24 protein-coding genes, 1 pseudogene and 1 riboswitch are annotated in these 25,781 nt (G+C 47.6%); of the genes and pseudogenes, 22 read left to right on the forward strand and 3 right to left on the reverse strand.

Annotation, left to right across the window (positions count from 1 at the left end; genetic code table 11):
- The first annotated feature begins 89 nt into the window (after positions 1–89).
- Positions 90–1,730 (forward strand): peptide ABC transporter substrate-binding protein, encoded by a 1,641-nt coding sequence (locus LBPC_RS01535; RefSeq protein WP_003563175.1) that lies wholly within the window; start codon positions 90–92, stop codon positions 1,728–1,730.
- Positions 1,731–1,964: 234 nt separating this feature from the next.
- Here LBPC_RS01535 and LBPC_RS01540 read toward each other — a convergent pair whose 3' ends face one another.
- Positions 1,965–2,606, reverse strand: coding sequence for a GNAT family N-acetyltransferase (locus LBPC_RS01540; RefSeq protein ID WP_003661498.1), 642 nt, complete (start codon positions 2,604–2,606; stop codon positions 1,965–1,967).
- Between the two features lie 1,071 nt (positions 2,607–3,677).
- Positions 3,678–3,767: riboswitch (TPP riboswitch) on the forward strand.
- 156 nt (positions 3,768–3,923) lie between these two features.
- Here LBPC_RS01540 and LBPC_RS01545 point away from each other — a divergent pair.
- From LBPC_RS01545 to rbsK, 16 genes are all read left to right on the forward strand, one after another.
- Positions 3,924–4,490 carry an ECF transporter S component gene (locus tag LBPC_RS01545; RefSeq protein ID WP_003577536.1) on the forward strand — a complete coding sequence of 189 codons (567 nt, stop codon included), beginning with the start codon at positions 3,924–3,926 and terminating at the stop codon, positions 4,488–4,490.
- Between the two features lie 6 nt (positions 4,491–4,496).
- Positions 4,497–5,840: an ABC transporter ATP-binding protein gene (locus LBPC_RS01550; RefSeq protein ID WP_003661500.1), complete on the forward strand. Its 1,344-nt coding sequence runs from the start codon at positions 4,497–4,499 to the stop codon at positions 5,838–5,840.
- Between the two features lie 4 nt (positions 5,841–5,844).
- On the forward strand, positions 5,845–6,492 hold the full coding sequence (locus LBPC_RS01555; protein ID WP_003661501.1) for an energy-coupling factor transporter transmembrane component T: 648 nt from the start codon (positions 5,845–5,847) through the stop codon (positions 6,490–6,492).
- Between the two features lie 87 nt (positions 6,493–6,579).
- Positions 6,580–7,272, forward strand: coding sequence for a thiaminase II (tenA, locus tag LBPC_RS01560; protein WP_003592935.1), 693 nt, complete (start codon positions 6,580–6,582; stop codon positions 7,270–7,272).
- Complete coding sequence (gene thiW / locus LBPC_RS01565) at positions 7,253–7,753, forward strand: energy coupling factor transporter S component ThiW (protein ID WP_003563188.1); 501 nt, start codon at positions 7,253–7,255, stop codon at positions 7,751–7,753. The genes tenA and thiW overlap by 20 nt, the downstream gene beginning before the upstream one ends.
- Before the next feature lie 12 nt (positions 7,754–7,765).
- Positions 7,766–8,608 (forward strand): hydroxyethylthiazole kinase, encoded by an 843-nt coding sequence (gene thiM, locus LBPC_RS01570; protein WP_003661503.1) that lies wholly within the window; start codon positions 7,766–7,768, stop codon positions 8,606–8,608.
- Positions 8,605–9,246 carry a thiamine phosphate synthase gene (gene thiE / locus LBPC_RS01575; RefSeq protein WP_003568887.1) on the forward strand — a complete coding sequence of 214 codons (642 nt, stop codon included), beginning with the start codon at positions 8,605–8,607 and terminating at the stop codon, positions 9,244–9,246. Before thiM ends, thiE begins: the two co-directional genes overlap by 4 nt.
- Positions 9,236–10,063, forward strand: a complete 828-nt coding sequence (gene thiD, locus LBPC_RS01580) for a bifunctional hydroxymethylpyrimidine kinase/phosphomethylpyrimidine kinase (protein ID WP_003661504.1) — start codon at positions 9,236–9,238, stop codon at positions 10,061–10,063. The genes thiE and thiD overlap by 11 nt, the downstream gene beginning before the upstream one ends.
- A gap of 384 nt (positions 10,064–10,447) precedes the next feature.
- A complete protein-coding gene (locus tag LBPC_RS01585; RefSeq protein ID WP_003586619.1) occupies positions 10,448–11,896 on the forward strand; it encodes an APC family permease in 1,449 nt (482 codons plus the stop codon).
- 307 nt (positions 11,897–12,203) lie between these two features.
- A complete protein-coding gene (locus tag LBPC_RS01590; RefSeq protein WP_011674050.1) occupies positions 12,204–12,449 on the forward strand; it encodes a hypothetical protein in 246 nt (81 codons plus the stop codon).
- 380 nt (positions 12,450–12,829) lie between these two features.
- Positions 12,830–13,837, forward strand: coding sequence for a ribose utilization transcriptional repressor RbsR (rbsR, locus tag LBPC_RS01595; RefSeq protein ID WP_003661507.1), 1,008 nt, complete (start codon positions 12,830–12,832; stop codon positions 13,835–13,837).
- 59 nt (positions 13,838–13,896) lie between these two features.
- Positions 13,897–14,289, forward strand: coding sequence for a D-ribose pyranase (gene rbsD, locus LBPC_RS01600; RefSeq protein WP_003661509.1), 393 nt, complete (start codon positions 13,897–13,899; stop codon positions 14,287–14,289).
- A gap of 171 nt (positions 14,290–14,460) precedes the next feature.
- Entirely contained in the window at positions 14,461–15,963 is a 1,503-nt protein-coding gene (locus LBPC_RS01605) for a sugar ABC transporter ATP-binding protein (protein WP_016376967.1), read from the forward strand.
- The gene (locus LBPC_RS01610; RefSeq protein ID WP_003573417.1) at positions 15,947–16,927 is read left to right on the forward strand and encodes an ABC transporter permease subunit; all 981 of its coding nucleotides are present in this window, start codon (positions 15,947–15,949) and stop codon (positions 16,925–16,927) included. The genes LBPC_RS01605 and LBPC_RS01610 overlap by 17 nt, the downstream gene beginning before the upstream one ends.
- 56 nt (positions 16,928–16,983) lie before the next feature.
- Positions 16,984–17,943, forward strand: coding sequence for a D-ribose ABC transporter substrate-binding protein (locus LBPC_RS01615; protein ID WP_003661512.1), 960 nt, complete (start codon positions 16,984–16,986; stop codon positions 17,941–17,943).
- 139 nt (positions 17,944–18,082) lie between these two features.
- A complete protein-coding gene (gene rbsK / locus LBPC_RS01620) occupies positions 18,083–19,012 on the forward strand; it encodes a ribokinase (RefSeq protein ID WP_003563212.1) in 930 nt (309 codons plus the stop codon).
- Positions 19,013–19,144: 132 nt separating this feature from the next.
- Here the strand turns inward: rbsK and LBPC_RS16795 are convergent.
- Both LBPC_RS16795 and pbp4 read right to left on the reverse strand, forming a co-directional pair.
- Positions 19,145–19,392: pseudogene (locus LBPC_RS16795) on the reverse strand (type II toxin-antitoxin system Phd/YefM family antitoxin).
- A gap of 37 nt (positions 19,393–19,429) precedes the next feature.
- Positions 19,430–21,421 carry a penicillin-binding protein PBP4(5) gene (pbp4, locus tag LBPC_RS01625; protein WP_003661514.1) on the reverse strand — a complete coding sequence of 664 codons (1,992 nt, stop codon included), beginning with the start codon at positions 21,419–21,421 and terminating at the stop codon, positions 19,430–19,432.
- A 174-nt stretch (positions 21,422–21,595) separates the two neighbouring features.
- Between pbp4 and LBPC_RS01630 the strand changes: the two genes are divergently transcribed.
- The 5 genes from LBPC_RS01630 to LBPC_RS01650 all read left to right on the forward strand — a co-directional run bounded on the left by LBPC_RS01630 (position 21,596) and on the right by LBPC_RS01650 (position 25,685).
- Positions 21,596–22,978 (forward strand): MFS transporter, encoded by a 1,383-nt coding sequence (locus LBPC_RS01630; RefSeq protein ID WP_016376831.1) that lies wholly within the window; start codon positions 21,596–21,598, stop codon positions 22,976–22,978.
- Positions 22,959–23,393, forward strand: coding sequence for a MarR family winged helix-turn-helix transcriptional regulator (locus LBPC_RS01635; RefSeq protein WP_003573425.1), 435 nt, complete (start codon positions 22,959–22,961; stop codon positions 23,391–23,393). The genes LBPC_RS01630 and LBPC_RS01635 overlap by 20 nt, the downstream gene beginning before the upstream one ends.
- Positions 23,390–23,953, forward strand: a complete 564-nt coding sequence (locus tag LBPC_RS01640; RefSeq protein WP_003661516.1) for a hypothetical protein — start codon at positions 23,390–23,392, stop codon at positions 23,951–23,953. Before LBPC_RS01635 ends, LBPC_RS01640 begins: the two co-directional genes overlap by 4 nt.
- A 12-nt stretch (positions 23,954–23,965) precedes the next feature.
- On the forward strand, positions 23,966–24,181 hold the full coding sequence (locus tag LBPC_RS01645) for a hypothetical protein (RefSeq protein ID WP_003573429.1): 216 nt from the start codon (positions 23,966–23,968) through the stop codon (positions 24,179–24,181).
- 814 nt (positions 24,182–24,995) lie between these two features.
- The gene (locus tag LBPC_RS01650; protein WP_003661518.1) at positions 24,996–25,685 is read left to right on the forward strand and encodes a rhomboid family intramembrane serine protease; all 690 of its coding nucleotides are present in this window, start codon (positions 24,996–24,998) and stop codon (positions 25,683–25,685) included.
- Positions 25,686–25,781 lie beyond the last annotated feature (96 nt).

Genomic DNA, 25,781 nt, shown 5'->3' on the forward strand with positions numbered 1-25,781 from the left:
AATATTAATATTGCATTGCAATAAGTTTGGATCTGGCTTAGTATTTTGTCAATAGTTGATTGTTACCGCGATTTTTGGAGGGAATACATATGTTTAAGTTAAAAAAATGGACACTGATGTTGCCACTCGCTGCATTGGCGTTGGTAGCTGCTGGCTGTTCGTCAAACAGCAGTAGTAGTACAAGTCAATCGAAGAAGGCTCAGACGCTAAATTGGTCAGAAATTTCTTCCATTGTGACCAATGATCCATCTATGTCGACAGATACCGTGTCTTTTCAAATGATGACGAATACGCAGGAAGGGATTTATCGGCTAACAGACAAAGGACAAAAGACTCAATTGGCTTTGGCCAAAAAGGTGACCACTAGTAAGGACGGCATGACTTACAATGTGACCTTGCGTAATGCAAAATGGAGTAATGGCGATCCGATCACGGCACAGGATTTCGTTTATAGTTGGCAACGCACAGTGGATCCTAAAACGAAGGCAACAGATGCCTTTTACTTCGCGCCAGTTAAGAATGCCAGTGCTATTATTAAAGGCACTAAACCTGCGAGTGATTTAGGGATTAAGGCGACAGATAGCAAACATCTGACGATCACACTGGAGAATCCAACGGCTTACTTCAAGAAAATGTTAGCTTTCCCATTATATTATCCGCAAAACCAAAAAACTGTTGAAAAATATGGCAAATCATACGGGACAACATCATCTGCGCAGGTTTATAGTGGTCCATTTAAATTAACAAAATGGAACGGCGCCAGTGATAGCTGGACGTTGGTTAAGAATCCAGAATATTGGGACAAAAAGAATGTTAAGTTGAGCAAAGTCAACGAGACAGTGATCAAGGATGTTCAAACAGGTATGAACCTTTATCAGACCAACAAACTTGATTCAATTGTTCTCACTGGTGAGCAGGCCGCAGCACATCTTAATGATAAGGATGCGATTAAGCGTCTGTCATCCAATATGACACGAGTTGACTTGAATCAAAAACAGGTACCGGCTTTTAAAAATCTCAAAATTCGGCAAGCCTTTTCAATGGTCGTTGATCGCAATGCGGTCACTAAGAACGTCTTAAAGGACGGTTCCAAACCAGCGTTGGGCTTCGTGCCAATTGGGTTACAGACCAACCAAAAAACAGGTGCTGATTTTGCCCAGACAACGCAGGTCAAGAGTGCTGTTGCTTATAACAAGGCAAAGGCCAAGAAGCTATTTGCAGAAGGTATGAAAGAATCTGGTCAGAGTGAGCTTAACCTGACGCTGTTGGCAGACGATGCTGACGTTTCTAAGCAAGTTGCTGAATACTTACAAGGGGCTTTCGAAAGTTTGCCGCATGTCAAAGTTACGATTAAGAGCATTCCTAAGGCGCAACGGCTACAAGCCATGATGTCTGGTAATTACGATATGGTTGTGACTGGTTGGCAATCAATCTTCGCCGATGCCTACAACTTCCTTGATGTTTGGATCAGCAATTCTGGCTACAACACTTCTGGTTATAAAAATACCAAACTTGATCAATTACTTAGCGAAACTGAGACTAAGTACGGCAATGAACCGCAGAAACGTTGGACAATGCTGCAAGATGCTGAAAAGATCTTGATGAACGATCAAGGCACGTTGCCACTGTATCAGGCGAATAACCTGCAACTGCTGCGGCCAACGGTCAAGGGCGTATCGTTTAATCCAAACGGCACCCCGTATGACTTCAAGACGGCGTATATCAAGTAGTCACGAACAACATGCTTAATCAAAATAGCGCATCATGCCGCTGGGGCTTTCCCCAGTAAGCATGACGCGCTATTTTTTTGAGTGCAAGCCAGCCTAGTTAGAAACCGGAGAGTAAGCGGCTTTGGGTGTGTTGACCAATGCGACTACGGTCCTGACACGCAGGTTTCTCGGCTGGGGAACTCGTTATGGTAGACGGCGATGCATGTTCACTTCAAAACCCATTCATGGCTGGCATCACGACTTTAACACAGAGTGACTCAAAATATAGAAGGCTTCTTGACTAGCCTGATAGCCCTTTGCCTTGGTTGGAAAGGTGGCATCAAAACGTGCTGCGGCTTCTTTGTCATAACCCATCGCCGAGCTCTCGTGATAAGTCCACTTTCTGCCATCCAGTACATTTGGTTTGAGAACCTTCACGAGCATGGCAGTGGGCTGCGTGTTATTTGCCGCCCAGACATTGAACTTCTGGCAACTCTTAAACCCGCGCTCGACATAGTTGTCGGGATCGCCAAAAATCACGATGGTGTCGTAACCAAGTTCAACAGCTCGCTTCATGGACACTTCCATCAATTGCTTACCGAAACCTTGCCGTTGAAAGGCTGGATCAATGGCGACCGGACCAAATGTGAGAATCGTTTTCTCAACAACGGCTTCATCAATTAATTTAGCCTTGGTATACATAATATTGCCAATCACTTGTGCATTGCGTTCAAGCACAAGAGCCAGTTCAGGAACGAAATCGGCATGATCTCGAATGATATGCGCTAAATAATGTTCATCAGCGCCGGGGACATAAAGATTCCAGAAAGCATTGCGATGAATAGTTTCAACTTGTCGATAATCTGACGGTTGTTCAGGGCGAATCGTGGTTGTCATGGGGCCCTCCTTAAAAGGACATGATGATTAATAATGGCTTTGATCATTACTTCTAAAAAATATTAGATAAAAATATGTGGAACAAAAAGAATGATATATGCTTCATTTTACCTAGAGATGAAGGCTTGTAAATTTCGAATGAGCTTTGTTAAAAAGCGGTATAGTTGACACGAAGGCATGACGGAATCAGTTATTCTGATAGACTGATTGCAACACAGAAAAGGATAATGAGCGGTGGTATCGGATCAGAGAGGTGGTGGTGCGTATGGGGAAACCTATCAGCCACACATTGATGTGAAAGGTACACAAGCTTGTCTGTGGTCGCTGCATTAACGACGATCACGGCCTGCGTGGTTTCGTGCATGGTACTGGTGGTCGCCCTAACAAGGCTGGTCAAAGCCAGTACCAGACTGCTACTAGCAGTGGCCGAATTCCAACAGGCGCTCGACAAAGTTCGAGAAAAATAGGCAAACTAAAAGCCGCAGTCCTTCAGCTGGGATTTCGCGGCTTTTAGTTGCCTATTCTAGTAGCCATCGTTCATTGGATGGTTCTGTGAGGGCACTTTGCCCGGCCGTTGCGTTCCAGCGCAACGGCTTTTTCTGATTTCAGTATAGCATGACTTGTGAGTCTTTTTCTAGTGTATGAATCATTTTTGAGTACAGTGTAGGCAACATGTTGATCGAAGTCAGTATCAGGTTTCTGCGCGAGTGAAAGCGTTTTAGCAGTGGCCGAATTCCAACAGGCGCTCGACAAAGTTCGAGAAAAATAGGCAAACTAAAAGCCGCACTTCCTTCGCTGGGACTTCGCGGCTTTTAGTTGCCTATTCTAGTAGCCATCGTTCATTGGATGGTTCTGTGAGGGCATTTCTGCCCGGCCGTTGCGCTGACACGCGGCGGCTTTTTCTGTTTCAAGAATAGCATGACTTGTGAGTCTTTTTCTAGTGGAGAAATCATTTTAAGCACGGCGAACGCAATCCGTTGATATCAAGTTCAGTATCAGGTTTCTGCGTCAGTTGACACTTGCCTGCTAGCGGTTCCAAATAAAACATGATATACTCCCTTTACAATCGAATAGAAACATTTGGGGTGCTGTAAAGCTGAGATGATACCCATGGAACCTGATGCAGTTAGGACTGCCGCAGGGAAATGTCGAAGAAGTGAATCGTTCTGTAACGATGCTTGTTTGTGTTTTCATGGGCCCCACCAAATTTTGGTGATGGGTCCTTTTTTGAACATGAATAGGTGTTGGCGTGATTGGTAATGATTCGCGTTTTTAGCCCCCGTCTGTCTTTATTTGAGGAAAACGGGGGTTATTTTGATGGATAAATGGTCTTTGCGCGATGTGGTTTTGCTGGCGTTTTTAGCCTTCCTCTTCGGCGGTGTTTTCATGGGTGCCGATGCAATTTATGCCGTTGTAGCAGCTGCTTTGACACCGCTGGGTTATGCACCGTTTGCCAATGAATTGTTGTTTGGCATGTGGGTGATGGCGGCGCCGATGACGACGATGCTGTTGCGAAAAAAAGGCAGTTCAATTTTAGGCGAATGTTTCGCTGCTTTAGCGGAGATGCTTTACGGGTCGTACTTTGGCCCAGCAGTCTTGCTTTCTGGATTTGTTCAAGGTTTGGGCAGCGAGGCCGGCTTTATGGTGACACGTTATCGGCGTTATGACGTCGTGAGTCTTTTGTACGCAGCGATTGGGACCACGGTGTTCAGTTTTACCTACGAGTATTTCAAACTTGGATACGGCGCTTACAGTCTTGGCATGATTTTGGCGCTTGTGGTGGTTCGCTTGTTGTCAGTGATCTTTTTCGGCGTTGTGCTGGTCCAACTCGTTCTGAAACTTTATGAACAGGCGGCTGGTGCCAAGCACTTGGCTAGCAGGTAGCGGCAAATGAGTATTGTGTTAAAAGCGATACGGTTTCATCGCGAGACGGATTTGTTTACGGACTTGAATTTTGAATTTCCAACAGGAGCACTAACCGTTTTAACCGGTGATAGCGGCAGCGGGAAGTCGACTTTGCTCAGTTTGATCGCGGGATTTGCAGCGATGCCATACGAAGGCACTATTTTGCTGAATGGTCATGATGATCGGAACGCCGCGATGCAAGTCAAAGCACAGCATGTTGGCATGATGTTTCAAAACCCTGACCAGCAGTTTACGATGCGAACCTTGAGCGGTGAGTTGTCTTTTGCCTTGGAAAATCTGAATTTACCGGTTGCTGAAATTCAGCGGCGCTTTGCCCAGGCGGTTGCCCTTGGGGAGACTCAGGCATTGCTGGATCGTGACTTGAGTACCTTATCAGGCGGTGAAAAGCAGCGCGCGGCGTTAACGGTTTTGCTGGCGATGGATGCACCGATTTTGCTACTGGACGAGCCGTTTGCCAGCATTGATCCGACAAGTCGCCATCTGCTAATTGGAAAATTAGGGACGTTACGTGATCATGGCAAAACAATTGTGATCGCAGAGCATGACCTGACAGATTATGCCGATGTGGCAGATCAACTGGTTGCCTTGAAAAATGGCGAGCTAAGTCGGCTACCACTCGCAACGCTGACCACGCTACCGACGCATTTTAACCTCACGCAACCACGGCAGGCGACCAATAAAATCTTCCATCTGGAAAACGTTGTCTGCCAGCAAAATCACCATATCTTGCTTCAAGCACCGAGTTGGGATTTTAACGATGGCATCACCACCCTGACTGGGGCCAATGGGAGTGGCAAGTCCACCTTATTGCGATCGATGGTGCAGCGCCATCCTTATCAAGGCCGTATGTTCCTTGGTCAACAACGCTTGCGTCGCCGGAAACGACTTTATCAAACTATGACGCTGGCCGTGCAAGACGCGGCAAAACAATTCGTGACGTTGACGCTGGCTGATGAGCTAGCGTTTGGGCCGGCGTTACCGGCTGCGGTGCGGGAAAAACAGCAAGCCGCATTAGCTTATCTTGGACTAGCAGAAAAGCAGACCACTAGTCTTTACCAGTTGAGTGAAGGCCAGAAAAAGATGGTTCAGTTGATGACGATGCTGAGCTTAGATTTGTCATTTTTACTACTAGATGAACCATTTAGCGGCTTGGATGATCGCGCCTGTCAGTACTTTGCCGCATGGATTAAGGCTAAGTCGGCCACGCAAGCGTTTTTGATTGTGACGCATCGATTGGCACCGTTAGCTGGCATTAGCCAGCAACAGGTTTTGCTAGCCAATCACCGGTTGCAGGTTGTGCAGGGGTGACGTGATGGCACAGAAGAAGACAGATGCACTCAACTTGAGCCTCTTGATTCTAGCCTTAACGCTAGAGATTTCGGTTAGTCACGCGGTGAAGCTAAATGTCGCGTTGATCGTGTTAGCACTGGGTTTTCTTGGGTGGCGGCGAGCCTTTAGAAGCTTGATCGTGTTACTGCTGCTGCCGTTGATCCCAGCCGCGAGCAGCTATTGGGCCATCACGCTTCATGGAACAGACACATCTTATGCGCTGTTACTGTTTGTCCGAACATACGCGTTTACGGCTTTGGGCTTGGTGTTTCTCACTGGCGTTGATTTGGAGGCGTTGTTGTTGTGGCTTGAGCAGCATAAACTATCGCCGAATTTTGTCTATGGATTATTAGTGGTCATCCATGCCCTGCCGCAAATCATGCGGGAAGTGGCTGATCTTCGGGAAGCGAGTCTGCTGCGCGGTCAGAAACTGCGTCCTTGGTCACCGCTGATTTACGTCAAGGTCATCTTCGTTGCGATGGCTTGGCAGGATCAGTATGTGACCGCCATGTATGCGCATGGCTACACAGAAGGCGGTTCGCGAACGGCTCAACGGCAATTGATCAGTTCCCGCCGCGGTTTGTTGATGGCAGGCGCAGTGTTCGTGATGGTGAATCTTATTGGCCATTAACGTCATAAAAAACTTGATTCTAGTAAAAATACTGTTTTTAGGCTTTGAATATGGTCAAGATAGACAGAATTAAAGGAGCAAACGATGATGAAATTTTCTGAAAAAGCTCGGCAGCAAGTTGTTCCGTACTGGGAAGGCAGCTTCACTCACCCATTTATTACGGAGCTACAAGCTGGCACCCTTGATCCGGCGATTTTCCGCTTTTATCTGATTCAGGATGCTTATTATCTGCAACATTTTACACATTTATATACGCTGATTGCCGCACAGACGCAGGAGCCGGAATTGAAAGCTTATGCGCTGCAGTCGGCTGAAGGTTTGGCCCAAGGTGAAATTGCGATACGCCACGATTTTTTCGCCGAATTGAACATCTCAACAACTGAGCTGGCGGCCACCACGATTGCGCCGACCACGTATCACTATGTTTCCCACATGTACCGACAATTGGTTGAAGGCACGCCGCATGTGGCGATTGCGGGGATGCTGCCATGTCCATGGTTGTATCAGGAGGTGGCACAGCAGTTGAAGCAACGAAAATCACCCGTGCCGATTTATCAGCGCTGGATTGACACTTATAGCGGTGCGGATAACGCGGACGATCAGCGAGCGGCGATTGCGTTGATTGATCGGTTGTACGACCAAAGCATGCCGACTGAGCAGCAACAAATGCTGGCTGCGTTTCGGATCAGCAGTCAAATGGAATACAGCTTTTGGGAGATGGCGTATCACTTAGAAGCGTGGCCGAAAGGAGCAAAGGTTGATGACACAAAGCAGCGTTAAGAAACTGGCGATATTAGCGATGATGATTGCCTTAGATGTGGTGCTTTCACCCTTATTTCGCGTTGAAGGGATGGCACCTATGTCCAGCGTGGTCAATGTCGTGGCAGCTGCCATGATGGGACCGCTATATGCCACCATCATGGCCTTTGGTTGTGCTCTGATTCGCATGGCATTATTGGGGATTCCACCGCTGGCATTGACCGGTGCAATATTCGGGGCGCTCTTAGCTGGCCTCGGCTATCGTTTTGGCAAACACAATTGGTGGGCCGCCGCTGGGGAGATTCTTGGCACTGGTTTGATCGGATCCATGCTGTCTTATCCCGTGATGGTTTGGTTCACCGGCAGCGCGCAATCGCTCTACTGGTTCGTTTACACCCCACGTTTTTTTGGTGGATCGATCTCAGGGTCGTTAATCGGCTTGTTTGTCCTATATGAACTTGATCACATTGGCATCACCAAGCGTATTCAAAAAATTTTCTAGGAGGCTTTTTCCATGTCAAAAGCAATCACTGACGTTTTTTACACCGCGTTCAAAACCGCCCTGCCATTAACATCATCCCCACTGGTGCAATGCATTACCAACGAAATCACCGTCGAATCCATGGCTAATGCATTGCTTTACATTGATGCGAAGCCGGTCATGGCTGATGATCAGCGCGAGTTCCCGGAATTCTTTGCTCAAAGTGATGCGTTGCTGTTGAATCTTGGACACATTTCCGAAGTGCGTCAGCAGAATCTATTAGCCGCTGGCAAGTTTGCGCAGGCCACCAACCAGCCAACGGTGATTGATTTGGTCGGCGTTTCTGCCACCCAGTTGCGCTATGATTTAGGCCATCAATTGTTAGTCAATCATCCGAACGTGGTCAAAGGTAACATTTCTGAAATGCGCCGATTCGCTGATCTAAAAAGCACAGGCCGCGGCGTTGATGGAAGCCAGTTAGATCAAAGTGTGACCGCCTTGGGAGAACTAGCCGCGAGCTTGCAGCAGCTGACCCAAGCGTTTCCCACCACTACCTTCTTGGCAACCGGCAAGATTGATCTCGTTGTGAGTGCTAAGGGAACTTGGTATTTTAAAAATGGGGTGCCGCAGCTGGATCGTTTCACCGGGACTGGTGACATTGTCGGTGCCTTGATTGCCGCGCTGTTGGGGACAGGTTTGGACAACGACGCAGCAGTCGTCGTGGCTGTGAGTTACTTCAACTGCTGTGGCGAAGTAGCAGCTGCGCAGAATCGAACCGGCGGACTGGCGGCATTTCGCGAAGGTACCTTGAATCAACTTTCCTTACTGGCTGCCATCGCTGACTGGCTTCAAATGGTGAAAGGGGAAGCGTTATGAACGCAACAGATCTAAAACTGTACTTAGTCACCCATCGTTACGATGACAACGAAGCAACTTTTTTGGCTAAAATCGCGGCTGCTTGTGAAAATGGCGTCACGATGGTGCAATTACGCGAAAAGATGCTGAGCACTCGAGCCTATTTTGAATTGGCACAACGGGTTAAGCTCATCACTGACCGTTATCAGATCCCGCTGATTATTGATGATCGCGTCGACATTTGTTTAGCTGTAGATGCAGCTGGTGTGCATATCGGCGATGATGAGCTGCCTGTTGCGATGACCCGCCAGTTGATCGGTCCTGACAAGGTATTGGGCGTTTCCACAAAAACCGTCGAGACGGCGGTTGCCGCGGTTGCCGCTGGTGCTGATTACTTGGGGGTTGGCGCCATTTTCCCGACGCAGACGAAGGCAAACGCAGCGGTGACCCCGATTGCGACATTAAAGGCGATCACTGCACAAGTTGCCGTGCCGGTCGTGGCTATTGGCGGCGTCAAAGAAGCCAACTTGGCGACGTTTAAAGATACCGGGATCGCCGGGGTTGCGATTGTGAGCGAAATCATGCAGGCACCTGATATCGCTCACAAAGTGCAGGCTTTGCGCACAAAATTAAAGGCGGTGTTACCAAATGACCGTTAATCGCACACCGCAAGTCGTCACCATCGCTGGTTCCGATTCCGGTGGCGGGGCAGGGTTGCAAGCGGACTTGAAAACTTTTCAGGCCCGACACGTCTTTGGGATGAGTATTGTGGTAGCACTGACGGCGCAGAATACGTATGGGGTCCAGGCCAGTCTGCCGATTCCGGTGGGCTTCATTGACGCCCAGTTTCAATCGTTAGCTGCCGATTTTGACATTCGCGCAGCCAAAACGGGGATGTTAGCGGATCGTGAGCATGTCGAAGCCGTTGTCCGCAATTTGCAACAGGTTGATTTTGGCCCGCTGATTGTCGATCCAGTGATGGTAGCCAAGGGCGGCGCGACGTTACTTGCCTCGGAAGCTGTCGTCACCATCAAAGAACAGCTGCTCCCGTTGGCGGATGTGGTGACGCCAAATCTACCCGAAGCAGAAATTCTCGTGAGTAAAAAAATTGTGACCAATGCGGATATGGTTCAGGCGGCGCGTACGATTCAAACACTTGGCGTCAAGCATGTCATTATTAAAGGGGGCCATCGTCAGAATCACAAGGCCGAGGATCTGATTCTATTGGCCGACGGGACGTGTTATTGGCTCAGTGCACCACGAATTGCCACTGCGAACACGCATGGAACCGGTGATACTTTCTCAGCATGTATCGCTGCAGAGTTAGCAAAAGGGCAGCCATTGAAAGCAGCTATCATGACAGCCAAAGCCTTTCTGCAAGGCGCCATCAGCCAAGGCATTTCAGTTGGCCATGGTCATGGCCCGACAAATCACTGGGCAAAGTTGAGTGAAAAAGTGAGTTTGCGTCAAGGTTAAGAAGGGGTGCCGAAGATAGAAATGTCTTCGGCGTTTTTTGAAAAAGTCGATTTTTTCAATCATGTTGTTGTGAAACGTTGCCAATCCCTGCAAAATAGCCACGCAAAGCCTGATCACTACTGATAGTTGTGTTGTGAAACACTATTTTTCTAGACCAGTTTCCGCTATACTGACATCAAGGAGGGCGCGATGCCTTTGATGGCGGATGAACGTGACGCTTCAATGGATGGTACCAATTCATGACCTGCCAAGTTGGCGGCCATTTTTGGGAGCACGCCTAGTTACTAGCCAGTCATCAAGAGGCTATCAAACCAGCCTGCATCCCGATATGTGACCAGTACCGAGCTACAGGCGCTCTTAGTTTGTATTTGGAGGCTTTGAATTGTGCAAGAAGAAGAACTGACGCCCCGGCGGTATATGAGCTGGCCAGTCTTAAGCTTACTTGTTTTTATTACGGTCATTGGTTTTGAAAATATTTTTTATCCTTTTCAGAACCAAGGGCTTTCCGTTGTTGTTAACTGGGTCATCCTGTTGGTGATTTATATCGTGCCGTACGCCTTGATTTCGGCACAATTAGGGACGACTTTTACCCGGGCTGATGAAGGCGGTGGCTTGGCGACTTGGATGCGCCGCACGCTAGGGGACACTTGGGGATACTGGACAAGCTGGATTTATTGGGCTCAGACCCTGCCATATTTAGTCGATGTTTCCAACGCTGTCATCGTGGCGCTTTCCTGGATGATTCTGGGTGATAACAGTTTGGGTAAACGAATGTCGAATCTGACCTTTGGCCTGCTGACTTTTGCTATTATTCTTTTATTTATTGTGTTAGAGAACCTGTTCTCCCGATCACTTGAAGTCATGTCGCTAATTGGCGGTGCGGCGATGTTTTTGATGGCGGTTTTATTCGTTGTCTTGACGGCGGCCGGTTTGGCCAAAGGCATGCATTCGGCAACAAACTTTAGTTGGGCCGCGTTCAAGCCACATTTTTCGCTGCATTACTTTGCCACGACCGGACTCTTGATTTTTGCGACATCAGGGGCGGAACTTGGCGCCACTTATGTTGCTCAGTTGCGCAACCCGAAAAAAGAGTTTCCTAAAGCCATGTGGGCTCTGGCGCTCATGACCGGTTTTTTGGTGATTTTTGGATCGCTGGCATTAGGCGTTTGGTTCAATGCCAACCATCTGCCAGATGATCTCAAAATGAATGGCGCTTATTATGCCTTTTCCATGCTTGGTCAGGCGTGGGGATGGGGCAAAGTGCTGATGTATTTGTTTGCCATCACGCAATTACTCTTCATGCTCGCCCAGCTAGCGGTGTTGATTGATGCTTCCAGCCGGGTATTGTCAGCCGACACCGCCATGCGGTTCATGCCTAAATGGTTGTTGCAGAAAAACAAGCAAGGTCGGCCAATCCATAGTTATATTTTTACCGCCTCACTTTGCCTGTTCTTGCTGTTGCTGTCAGGGACGCTGCCGAATATTAATGCCATCTTCAACTGGTTACTGAATTTGAATGGTATTGTATCGCCATACAAAACGGCGCTTGTCTTTGTGGCTTTCTTGGCGTTGCGGGCGCAAGCAGACAAGTTCACTTCCGGCTATACCTTCATCAAAAGTAAGGCCGGTGCTTATCTAGTTGGCGGTTGGTGTTTTGTCTTCACCTTTATCTGTGCGACGCTTGGTTTCTTACCACAGGAAGTTGTTTTCGGAACCAATGGCTGGACCCATCAACTGGTGATGAATATCATCTCCGTGATGGTACTCTTCGGTTTTGGCTTCATCATGCCGCTGTTAGCAAGGCGTGATGTTAAAAAAGAACGGCTCATGTAAGCCAATCTAAATGATGAGGCGTCACCACGCTGTTGCGGGTGATGTTTCATCATTTTTGAATACGCATTCAAAATTTAATGACATTTTTGTAGTCAAAGGACAATAATGATGGCAATTTCGACGATTATCGGTCTATTGACGACGTTTAAAAAAGGAAGTGCCATCACTTTGATTTGTATTGTACATTCTTCTTGAACAGACTAGCACGCAATCTAAATGTCAAAGGGAGAATAATCCATGAACAAAGTGAATTGGCTTATGATAAATTTGCATATTGAAGGCATGAAGCAAGAACAGGGTCAGAATGATGTCTAATGAGTTGAGAAGTGATTGGAAAGATTTTGCAGCGACAGCAATAGCGTTTTTGGTATCAGGTGCGTTTATGGTTTTCCTAATTATGCCAATTCCCGGTTTTCAAGAGGATTTGGTGTTGTCGGGCATTTTGGCTGCTGTCATCTACATCATTGTCCTCATAGTCACATTGCTAGCGTTGAAAAAAGATGAAATGAAGCGCTTTATCAGCTTCTTCAAAAGGCAGAAATCGGATATGTGACTAAGCAACCACCTTTCACGCTAAAAGGAAGGTGGTTGCTTTTTTTATTAAAAAAGTTCCACAAGCTTATACACCGTTTCACGAGTGACTCGGCGTCAATAAGAAAATCTGTTATACAACAGAAAAACGAAAGACCCAATACAGATGCGTCTCTCAACTAGCAGTTCCCGAATTTTGGCCTAAGTTTTATAAACACACTTTTTAGTATTTGATGAGGCAGTCTTTATACAGGATATGCCCTCTTTATGCTCATATTAGCCTATTTTGTTTCATGAGAAATGAATCTTGGCAGTTGACAGCGCTTCCAAAATCAGGTTAAGCTGATCTTGCAAGATTAAGTAAAACGTTTTACCTAGCAAATGATTTAGGTCGTGGACAGCATGAAAAAGAAGATTTCGATTACTGATGTGGCAAAGGAAACTGGTTTGTCAGTCACAACCGTTTCACAAATCTTAAATGGTAAAGGGGAACGGTTTAGCGAAAAATCGCGAAAACGGGTGCTTGCTGCCAAGAAGGCGTTGGGTTATGAACCGGATTTCTTTGCCCGTGGGCTGGTTGGTAAGCGTGGCAACTCAATTGGGGTTGTGATACCTGATATCATGAATCCCTTCTTCGCGAGTTTTGTGGTCAGTGTCGAAAAGGCAGCCATTCCACAGGGACTCTTTCCACAAATCTTTTCAATTAATGGTTTCCATGAGAATGTTGATTATTTTATTCGTCAGTTTTTAGGCGGTACTCAGCGTGGTTTGATTTTGGCGGCGCCAGAAGCGTCACAGGAGATCGTTCAAAAAGTGGAAGATCAGCTCCATCTGCCAATGGTCTTTATGGATCAGGCTACCACGCTGACATCTGGCGACAGCATTCGTATTGATGATTTTCATGCAGGTTTTCTTGTCGCTGACCATCTCATTAAACGTGGTCACCGCCGGATTGCGCTAGTATTGCCAGAGCCGCTGACCTTTAATCTGCGGGATCGTCTCGCTGGTTATCAACATGCGTTCGATTTACATAATGTTGCACTTGATCCGCAGTTAATCTCCCGCGCAACATTTGATCCGGAAGGCGGGCGCCAGGCTGTCGACCAGATAGTCAAAACTGATGCTACTGCTATTATTGCGATCAATGATGATGTCGCAAGCGGTGTTTACCGCGGGTTGTATGAGCATCATAAGCGGATTCCAGAGGACTACGCGGTAGTTGGCTTCGATGATGTCTCACAGGCGCGATTCATGACCCCCGGGTTAACCACGATTGCGCAACCAATTGACGAACTTGGCCAACGCGCGATCGACATGTTGCTGGCCCAGATGGCTGGTGACCATCAAGATCGCAACGTGATTGAACTGCCAGTGAAGTTGATTGAGCGCGGATCGACAAAACGGATTTAAAGCATAACGTGCATCTTAAAAAATAGGGTGCAGAAGCCGAATAAGAGGAGGCGTTTTGATTGAAAAAAGGAACGGTTATTAACACGCAACTGTCACAAGTCATTGCCGATATGGGGCACTTTGATCTACTGGGAATCGGGGATGCCGGGATGCCGGTGCCAGAAGATACCTGGAAAATTGATCTAGCTGTTTCAAAAAATCTGCCGAGTTTTATTGATGTTCTGAAGAATGTTTTATCAGAATTGCAAGTCCAAAAGGTTTATCTGGCAGAAGAAATCAAAACTGAAAATCCGGAACAACTCAAGCAAATACAGCAACTCATCGATGTGCCAATCGCCTTTATACCACATGATCAAATGAAACAAGACCTCAGCAAAACCAAAGCCTTCGTCCGCACTGGCGAAATGACACCTTATTCGAATATTTTATTGGAAAGCGGCGTTGTTTTTTAGAGCGTGAGCCAGACCGTTTAGAGAGCGTGAACTGGCGCGATTAGAAACCGGAGCATAAGTAGCCTCAAGCCTAAATGGCTTTTAGGCTTGAGGCTACTTATGAGCAGATTTCTGCGCAAGGCGAACGCGTTTAGAAAAAGCAAGCACCAGCATGTACTTGGGGGAATCACAATGAAGATCGAAATGAAGAAGATCACCAAGAGTTTTGGCGCCAATCGGGTCCTTGAAGGCGTTGATTTCACCGTTGAGTCAGGTGAAGTTCATGCGTTGATGGGCGAAAATGGGGCCGGAAAATCGACCTTGATGAATATTCTGACTGGTTTGTATCAAGCAAACAGTGGCGAGATTCTGGTGGATGGTCAGCCAACCACGTATTCAGGGCCGATGGAAGCCGAACAGCATGGCATCAGTTTTATTCATCAGGAAATGAATAATTTTCTAGAGATCTCCGTGGTCGACAACATGTTTTTGAATAAGGAACTGCGCACCAAGTTTGGCTTAATGGACAATAAGGCAATGCGCGAACAGGCGGCACATTATCTTAGTCTGCTCGGCGCCAAACTTGATGTTGAACAACCAATCGGCAACTTGAGTGTTGGGCGTCAGCAAATGGTTGAAATCGCTAAGTCACTCATGACCGATGCCAAAATTATCATCATGGATGAACCGACTGCAGCCTTGACCGAAACGGAAATTGACCAGCTTTTCGGGGTGGTGCGGCGGCTCAAGGAAAAAGGCGTGGGCTTTATCTATATCTCACACCGGATGGAAGAAATTTTTGAAATTGCTGACAAAGTTACCGTGATGCGTGATGGTCTGTCAATCACCGAATACGCCACCAAAGATGTCACCATGAAACAACTAGTCAAGGACATGGTTGGTCGCGAGATTGACGATTTTTATCCGGATCGTACGCCTGATCACGGGCCAGTGGCGATGGAAGTCAAAGGCTTGACCGAAAATGGCGTGTTCAAGGATGTCAGCTTTACGGTGCATCAAGGTGAAATTCTTGGTTTTTCAGGATTGATGGGCGCGGGTCGAACGGAGATCATGCGGGCAATTTTCGGCATTGATAAATACCAGTCTGGTGAAATTTTATTAGACGGCAAGCCGGTCAAAATTCGCGATCCGCAAGATGCTATTCGCCATAACATCGGCTTTTTAACCGAAAATCGGAAAGATGAAGGGCTTATTCTAGAAGATTCGTTGCATGACAATATCGTTTTGCCTTCAATTGATGGCTTCGTCAAACATGGCTTAGTGGATGATAAGGCAACAGATGAATTTGTTCGGATGTTAATGAAAAGGCTTACAGTCAAGGCGATGGGACCGGATGTCTCCGCAGGCAGTCTTAGCGGCGGCAATCAGCAAAAAGTCGTTTTGGCTAAATGGATCGGTTCCGGCTCAAAAGTGTTGATTCTCGATGAACCAACGCGTGGTGTGGATGTCGGGGCAAAACGCGAAATTTATGACTTGATGAATGAACTAACCGATCGGCACGTGGCGATCATCATGATCTCCAGCGACTTGCCGGAAGTATTGGGCATGAGTGATCGCATTGCTGTTGTGTATGAAGGCAAAATCACTGGCATTTTAGATGGAAAAACCGCGACGCAAGAGTCGATCATGACACTGGCAACAGGGGGAGTGGAAGAGCATGCAGGAGCAATCTAAAGCAAAAACAAGTAGCAAAATTGATGTGAAGAAAATATTTAGTCGGCTAGGACCGTTATTGGCACTGGTGGTATTGGTCATTCTCGTGACGATCATGAGTCCCACCTTTGTATCACCGGCTAACCTATTAAACCTGTTACGGCAAGTCTCGATTAACGCAGTGATTGCCTTCGGGATGACCTTCGTGATTTTGACCGGCGGCATTGACTTGTCTGTCGGTTCAATCTTGGCTTTATCAGGGGCAGTCACAGCGTCCATGCTTGCCAGCGGTTTTGCGGCCCCGCTTGCGTTACTGGCAGGCCTCGTCCTCGGCGCCATTTTCGGCTTGCTGAATGGTATCCTGATCGCTTATGGGAAAGCCGCGCCATTTATTGCGACCTTGGCGACCATGACCATTTTCCGTGGGGCCACGTATGTGTTCACCAACGGGAATCCCATCACTGGCGCGAAAATGAACAGCAGTTTCTTATTCCAGTTCATGGGCCGCGGGTATCTGTTTGGCATTCCATTCCCGATTATCATCATGCTCGTGGCTTACGGTGTGCTATTCGTCCTGCTACACAAGACCTCTTTTGGTCGGAAAACCTATGCCTTGGGTGGCAATGAAACGGCTGCCCGGATCGCTGGGGTACGCACCAAAATGGTCACCATGCTGATTTACACGATTTCTGGGTTAATGGCTGCTATTGCCGGTATCATCCTGACATCACGGTTAAGCTCCGCGCAACCAGATGCCGGGACATCCTACGAAATGGATGCCATCGCCGCTGTCGTCCTTGGCGGCACATCGCTGGCCGGAGGCAAAGGCCGCATTTTCGGCACGCTGATTGGTGCGTTGATCATCGGCACACTGAACAACGGGATGAACTTACTGGGCATTTCTAGTTTCTACCAGCAGATTGTCAAAGGGATCGTGATCTTGATTGCGGTTCTGCTCGATCGCCGGTCTTCTAATAATGGGTAACAAAACGTGAGCGCGGGCTCGCGGCAAAAGACAAAACTCTAGGGGGAGAAATTGACATGAAACAATCACTCAAACGCTTTTTAATGGTCGCTGTTGTTGCGACGGCAGCTTTATTCACCTTAACCGCATGCGGCGGCACAGGACTCAGCTCCAAATCGGACAGCAACACAAAAGTGACCAAGAAAGCGCCCAAAGATCTGAAAGTTGGCGTCTCACTTTCAACGCTGTCCAATCCATTCTTCGTTTCTGTTCGTAATGGGATCCAAGATTTAGCCAAAAAGAACAAAACCAATGTTCAAGTTTCCGATGCTCAAAATGATACCGCTAAGCAAAACAGTAACATTGAAGATTTAATTCAAAAGAAGGTTGATGTGCTGATCATCAACCCAGTTGACTCAAGTGCCATTACACCAGCCGTTAAAGATGCCAATGATGCCGGCATCCCGGTGATCACCGTTGATCGGTCGAGTGACGGCGGTAAAGTTTTGACCTTAGTCGCTTCTAACTCCACAAAAGGTGGCCAAATGGCGGCTAAGTATATGATCGAAAAACTTGGTAAAGACGCTAAAATTGCTGAATTGCAAGGCATTCCAGGTGCATCCGCAACCCGTGAACGTGGTAAAGGGTTCGATGGCGCTGCTAAAGGCAAACTCGATATCGTGTCCAAGCAAACAGCCGGCTTCGACCGCGCTAAAGGGCTGACCGTTACCGAAAATATTTTGCAGGGTAATGGTGACATTGTCGGTATCTTCTCGCAAAATGATGAAATGGCATTAGGGGCGGTTCAAGCAGTCAAAGCCGCTGGTAAAAAGATCACCATTGTCGGGTTCGATGGCGAAGCGGACGGGATTAAAGCCGTTAAGGCCGGCGACATGGCTGCAACGGTTGCCCAGAAGCCAGAAGAAATGGGCCGATTGGCTTTACAAGCAGCCTATGATCATTTCAACGGTAAAACGGTGAAGAAGAACGTTGAATCACCATTGTCACTTGTGACAACCGAGGATGCGAACAAGTAAGCTTCATGCTACGCTTAAAATTAACCGGCACTTTGGTAGTTAAGTTAGAAAAGGGGGCCGACTTATCGGCCCTTTTTAATTAGAGCGTGAGCAGGCCGTTTTCTGGACGAGCGAGCGCGTTTCAATTGGAGGAAATCTTATGCCTAATCATGTTGTTGTCATCGGCAGTATCAATGTGGATAGCATCTTGCACATTCAACGGTTGCCACAACCGGGAGAAACGATCAAAATGGACACCTTTTCACAAGCGGCTGGCGGTAAAGGTGCGAATCAAGCAGTTGCGGCTGCGCGTTCGGGGGCCAAAACCAGTTTTATTGGCCGAGTTGGTGACGATGCCAACGCTGCCTTCATGCGCGGTGAACTTGTCAAGAACCAAATCGACACCCAATATGTGGCGACAACGGTTGGCACGCAAACCGGTCAGGCTTACATTTTGCTGCAAGCCTCTGGCCAAAATTCCATTATCATCCAGCATGGCGCTAATTTTGAGGTGACACCAGCAGATGTGCAACGAGCAGCCGACTTGATTCAGTCTGCCGACTTTGTGGTCGCGGAATTTGAAACACCGGTGGATGCGACGGCAGAGGCCTTCAAAATTGCCAAAGCCGCTGGGAAGATGACCATCTTAAACCCAGCGCCAGCACAGAAGGATTTGCCAGCAGCCTTGCTGAAAAATGTGGATCTCATCGCACCGAACGAAACCGAAAGCGAGCTGATCACCGGCATTCCGGTGGTAGATGAAGACAGCATGCGGGCTTCGGCAGCTTATTATCATGAATTAGGCATTCGCGGGGTGATCATCACTTTAGGATCAAAAGGCTCCTTCATCTCGCTGGATGGCGAAGCAACCATCGTGCCAGCCTTTAAAGTCAAGGCTGTCGACACCACCGCCGCGGGCGACACGTTCATTGGTGCCTTGGCAAGCGTCTTGCAGACAGACCTCAAGAACATTGTCACCGCTGCGACCTACGCCAGCATGGCAAGTTCTTTCACGGTTCAGAAACTTGGCGCCTTCCCGTCCATTCCGATGGGGGATGAGGTGCGGGCGGCGTTAGCGAAAATCAAGTGAGGGTATAACGAGTAAATCACTGGAGCAAAACCTACCTTAATCAAAACAAGAAAGCTGGCAGTCGTGCTTACCTCACACGATTGCCAGCTTTCTTGTTTTAGTTGAACTGAGAGTTGATCTATCGCGCCCTGATTATACGTTTGGTAGATCTGGCGCTTGGCTTTACCAGCCGTAATTTGCGCGTCCCCACGGCGAATTCGGGCCATCAGTTCCGGGTTACTAAGCAAATACATGGTTTCTTCGGTAGCGTCAAAATCGCGTTTGCTCATCACCACAACATTGTCGTCTGGATTCTTGAAAGTGACGACTAATGGGATGGCATCTTCATTGACTTGTTTCAGGTGGTCTTTAAGATGCTGCTTAAAGTGATGGTAGCTCATTGCATTCCATGGGGGTCATCCTTACTGTTATTCAAACCTAATAAAGACTAGCAACATAAGGCTTCATCGCTGTCACCACATCGTCGCTGCCGGTACCTTCAATCAGAGCTACCGTGAGATAGGTGTTCTTATCAGCATCCATGGCGACTAAAAAGCCATTTTCTTTGCCGTCAGTGTCTTGCTTTTGCTTAAGTTCGGCCGTGCCGGTTTTGGCAGCAATGGTGTGGCCGTCAATTGCGAGATTGTGGGCGGTTCCGGCTTGATCAGAAACCACGTGGGTTAGCGCCGTTTTAACCGTATTAGCTGCGTTGGCCTGCAAGACACTGCTGGTTCGTTTGCCTTTCGTGCCTTGAATGAGGGTCGGTTGCTGCATGGTGCCGCCATTGGCAATCGTGCTGTACATCGCGGCTTGTTCAATTGGTGACAAGAGGAGCTGCCCTTGACCATAGGCGGTATCGGCCAAAAGGGTTTCGGAAGCGAGCTTACCAGAGTTTGAAATCTGGGCTTTTTTCATGGTCAGCGGTAAGTCGGCCTGGGTTTTGAAAAGCGGTGCGAGGCCTTTGAGGTAAGCGGAGGCGCCCATTTTCAGTGCTACTTGGGCGAACCAGATGTTATCGGAATTGACCAAAGCCTGCGTCATGTTTTCAGAGTCGGCATCGACTGTGCGTGTTACCTTGTAGTCACCCCAGGAGCTGTCTTTTTGCCACTTGAGACCGGAGATGGACTTGGTGGTGTCCGGGGTGATCGTCTTATTCTGAAGGGCAATCGCTGCCGTCAGCATCTTAAATGTTGAACCGGGAGCATAGCGTTGCGCGAAACGGCTGAGGAATGGTAACGAGGTGTTGTTGGCATACTTATCATAGTCCGTCTGGCTGATCCCGTTGACAAAGGCGTTTGGATCATAACTTGGCGAGCTTGCTAAAGTCAGTAGTTCGCCATTGGTCGGATTCATCGTCACAACACTACCAGCCTTGCCAGCAAGTTGGGTGTAGGCCGTCTTTTGCTGGTTGGCATCAATGGTTAGCTTCAGGCTTTTACCATTAACGGCTTTTTTAGTTAAAAGCGGGTGAATGTTGTCGCCGTTTTGAATTGAAATCTGACCACCGTCTGTGCCGCGCAGTTGTTTGTCGTAAATTTGTTCCAACCCAGTTTTGCCAATTTTGCTATTAGCTGTTAGCGTCGGATCTTTGCGAATGTCATCAGCCGTCGCGGTACCGACGTAGCCAATGAGCTGGGCCGCGGCTTCGCCAAGGGGATAGGTGCGCGAGCCGATCGTCTGATAGGCCGCGCCCGTCATGACTGGTGAATCAGTGACGATTTTGACAGGCACGAAGGTATCATCTGTGACCCAAGATTGCTTTAACAAGGTTTCAAGACTAGTGACCTTGACGTCCCACACAGCAGCAATTTTCTCTAAGTTGGCTGTGCGATCGGCACCGGTTCCGAGCTTACCGGGAACCAGCCCAGCTTGGGTCACATCGCCATTTTTTGCCAGCAACTGGTTATTGCGGTCATAAATCTGGCCACGGGTGGCCGCAATCAGGTCAATCTGCACCGTGTCTTGGCCATCCATTGACGGGAAAAGCAGACGTGGCGACCACTGTATTCGCCAGTTATCGCCGACTTTAACAATCGGCGCTTCGTAGTGTTGCGCACTCAGCTTGCCGATTTTGGTGTTCATGTTGGCCGTAAACGTCAGCTCGTAGGTTTTGCTGTCGTACTTCTTGGTTTTCACGTTAGTAATCTTGATATCACTGGCGCCAACCCGATCAAAAACCGCCTGATTGCGCGCCGCTAAAGTTTTGGCCGTATAATGCCAACCAGGTCCAGTCAAGTGGCTGGTATCAACTTGTTTAACTGCTTTGTCATATTGGCGCTTAGCAAACGCCTGCGTATAAGTTTGCGCAGTGGCCTGAACCGCGTCAGCTTCGGTTTTGCCTTGATACCAATGGTAAAGGCCAAATCCGCCAGCAATGATCACAATCGCCGCGGCCACACCGCCAATAATGGTGAGGGTCGATTTCTTCATGATAGTTTCCCCATTTCCTGATTTTGCTCCGTGTATATGGTCATTCTACTCGTTCGAGTATTGTGAAGAAATGGTGGTGAGTTAAATTGGTTGAAAGGTTGGCGTTAAAGATCAGTAAATTTGCTTGCGCAAGCAAATAAAACAGCCTATAATACTTCACAGGGAGGTGAGTGATTGTTCAAACGCTGGCTCATACTCATCACACTTGGTTTATTCTTCTTTATGGTGATTATTGATGGCACCATTGTTGTCGTTGCGGTACCGACCATCGCCTCGGCTTTGGCGGTGAGTCCGAGTCAGGTGAACTTGTTGCTGACGGTTTATCTCACCACGATCAGCGTTTGCCTGTTGTTCTTTGGTCAGTTGGCTGATCAATATGGCCGAACGCGGCTGTTCATCTGGGGCACCTATCTGTTTCTGATTGGCTCTGGGTTGGCTGGTTTTGGCGTTAACTTTCAGTTGATATTGGCCGCCCGAGTAGTGCAGGCAGTGGGTGCTAGTATGACCATGGCCACGAGTTATGCGATTGTTGCGGACGTTTTCCCACCCGCCATTTTGGGCCGTGCGCTGGGCATTGAATCGATCTTCATTTCAGCCGGCGCACTGGCCGGCCCTGGGATCGGTGGCCTGATCCTGAGTCAGTTGCCGTGGGGCTACATTTTCTGGGTGAACTTGCCGATTGGTATCGTGTGTTTGCTAGTCGAATGGGCGGTTTTTCCGCGAACACACGCACCCTCTGGGAAAAGGGGCGTCGATGGCCGCAGCTTCCTTCAATTGATTGTGATTGGCGGGTTGTTGTTGCTCATCCAGATCAACAAGCAACCGTTGTTCACCGGAATTCTGGTCATTTTGATTGGCAGCTGCGCCTATTGGTTTTGGCGTCACGAGCGGCAGACTGATCAAGCAATGCTTGATACTCGGTTGTTCAGCAACCAGCGCTTTTCACGGAATTTAGCGGCTTCGTTTTTGAACTATGTTGCGGCTTATTTTTTTACGCTGCTCGCACCGATTTATCTACAGTTGATGCTACGCTTGCCAGTGGCCTTGTCTGGGTATTTGTTGATGCTGACACCACTTGTTTCGTTGGCTGCCAATCCAGTGGCTGGGGTGCTTAGTGACCGCTTTGATCGCCAGCGACTCATGCGAATCGGCTTGCTGATGCTGGTTCTGACGAATGTGGCCTTTGCCTTGCTGCCTCATCAAACGACAATTTGGCCGTTTGTTATCGTGTCAGTCGCGTTTGCGGTTGGCACAGCGCTGTTCACGAATCCTAACAGTGTCGTGTTGATGCAAAGTGTCGATGCGACCATGCGGGGGCAGGTTGGCGCGGCCACTTCACTTGCTAGACAGTTGGGGATGAGTATCGGTAGCGCGGTTGCCGGTTTAGTGTTCTATCAAACCCTCGGGATCGTCAGCCCGCACACTACCGCCGTCCACGCCGCTCCGCAAGCTTTGTTCGTTGCGCAGGGTGTCAGCTTCATGCTAGCAGCTGCTCTGTTTTTCATCGCCGTCATGTTGTTACGAAAGAAGGTAGAAAATGCCAAAAGAACCGGATGAATTGCTTTCAAGAGTCAATATCCTAGCGCGCCACATTCAACACGACTTGGATGTTGCGTTAGCGCCAACCACGCTCAGTGCGAGTAACTATTACTTTATCTTGAAGCTTGGCAAAGTCGATGAAATGCGGCAGGAAACACTTTTTAAAACGATTCACCTTAATCCCAGCAACGTCACACGCCGATTGGCCCAGCTGATTGCGTTGGGACTCGTCGCAAAACGCCGATCCGACGAGGACAAACGTGCTTGGATTATCAGCCTCACGCCAAAAGGCCGGCGCTTGATCCCGATGGTGACGCAAATTGTGGCCGATTATGAAGCCACTTTGACAGCAAAACTGTCTGAAGCTAACAAAATTGAATTTGTCAGGATGCTTGATGTGCTTAACGAAACTGAAAAGGGGTCGGAATTTTGAAAAACGATATGATGGCTTTATTGCCAATTCCTGAAGATTATCACGTGGTTCAAACAGACGTCCGCAAGCGAAATAAAGTGCAGGTGACGGTGGACCGTTACCAAAACGATGATGAAGTGACCCCGAATAACAAGCATCTGACACTTGTGACTGATAGAAACGGCAACTTGATCAGTTTTAATGCCAGCACCTTCAAAAATGGCGGTAAACTGCCGTCACCTGATAAAGCGCTACGCCAGGCGATAACGTTATTTAGTCAGTTAGATCAAAATTATGCAGATGGTTTAAGCTACATGCGAACCGAGCAGCAAGAGCGCCATTATGAAGATAACGGGATGCAGGTCAGCGTGCCAGTTTACTGGATCAAGTTTGCCCATCGCAACGGTTCCTATAACTGGGTCACCATCGGGCCAGACAACCAGATTATTGAAATTGAGCGCGAGTCGTTTTGGGATTACTTCAGAAATCGACGGGCAACCGAAATGTGGAACTACGATAATTGGGTTTTGGCGCGACAAGGCAAGATCCCACAATTAGCAGCACCTGATGCCTTAGCGTAAAGAGGTGACCGAATGGCAAAAGCAGATTTCGATACGCTTGTGACGCAACTGGGCGACTTGCGTGAACGTGCACGGCGCCTAGCAGACGAAGATTATATTAGTGCCAAGTACAAAGGCTATAGTTCTGAGGGCTTGACATTGGAAGAAGTCATGGGGGCGCTGGAAGAAACTGAAGGCGAAATTGAGAAACTGGAGCGTCAGTTAGCACGATTTGACGATGAATCATAGTGCTTTGAAATGAGAAGATGGTTTGAAAAGGTAACTTGAACATTCAGTTTTGCAGGAAAACATGCAGCGCACCAAGGTTTGGCATAGCAGCCAGACCTTGGTGCGTTTTTTGGCATCTGGGAGATCAATTTGAGAACCTCTTTTTGTCAATCAGTTTCCGGATCTTAGAATGTGTGTGGTGATTAAAGATTTGCAGCAACCTCTTCAGGCAAGAGAGCTAGTGTCACAAACCGTTTAGTCTTATTAGATATTTCGAGAAAATAAATCGGATTTGATTGAATGTCATTCTTTAAACAATATTCCTATATCATTTTTTAAATTTTACAGTTCGTTATAATAAATAATATCTTTTTTCTTGACTTTCCTCCATAGATAAAGTACATTAGCGATAAGCTCATGACTATATTATCTGATTGCCACCGTTTTCACAAAAACGCGGATAATGGACTACGGGAAAAAATTAGCAGGAACAGCCTGCTAGACAGCGCCATTCTCATAAGCAATGAATTTTAGAACACATCTGGCGGGTTCTTATATCCCCAAGATGGTGGTGGTTCCTTCACATGAAGTGATCTTCTGGGACCACAAACAACTCCGTATGATGGTGATGCTTATCAATACCGGTTCGCCGGTCCGCATTGGGCACAAACTAGTTTTTGGATTGGACAGTTAAAGCAACAATCGAATGAAACCTAGGTCTATGAGTTGAAGAAAAGGCGGATCTGAGCAAATCCGCCTTTTTGAATACTTATCAATGAGCCAATATGTTTGCAACTTCGTAGGTTTGACTTGAAAGAGAAAATGGGTGACTTTTATGTTGCAAAAGCTGAGAAACTCGACTTTTGTCGCGATAGTTTTGGCTGCCAGAGGAACGCTTCTGATATGCTGTCTATTGCTCTTCTGCTATTTACTATTTTCAACTTTGACAAATACGTTTTTAATTCCCACGAACGACCTTTTAGGGGATGTGGCTTCAATTTTAAAAGGAGAACTCTGGCGCGTTATAACGAGTACTGTGTACTTTTCTGAATGGACGCCCTTAATTAAGACGGTTCTTATAGTTTTGGTCCTTTGCCCCTTTATAGAATGGAAAATTGGCAGTCCTGTGCTTGTTATGAGCTTTTTTGCTTCTAGTTGGATCGGCATTTTGTTATTTTGCTTTGGATTTGGCGGTATCATTCGGTCAACAGTTGGCATAAACACCTACGTTTATGCTTTTTATGGCGGCACACTGTCAGTCTATGCGTTATTTCCACTGGCAGTATTAGCGTTCTTGATAAAGAAACCTGCCTTTTCTTTGTTGGCAAAGTGCGTTTTAGTTGGCGGTCTTCTGTTGTACTTTACAGTGGGGTTTTGGCCGAATTCAGATACACCAGAGCCTGCAGTCATTGTACAGATTAGTCAATTATGCGGTGTTCTTTCCGGCCTTTTCTGTGCCCTTATAGTCGTGGCGCTAAGAAATTGGAAGAAAGTTCCCTTCTTTTCTGCCAAACCGAGCAACTGATCTTATAAGACTTAAGAAAATTTGGTGCTAATGATGCTAATGAAAAGAAAACGGGTGAATTTTATGTTGTTAAAGTTGAGAAGACCCAATCTTTTA

This window comes from Lacticaseibacillus paracasei subsp. paracasei (assembly GCF_000829035.1).
Classification (GTDB): Bacteria; Bacillota; Bacilli; order Lactobacillales; family Lactobacillaceae; genus Lacticaseibacillus; species Lacticaseibacillus paracasei.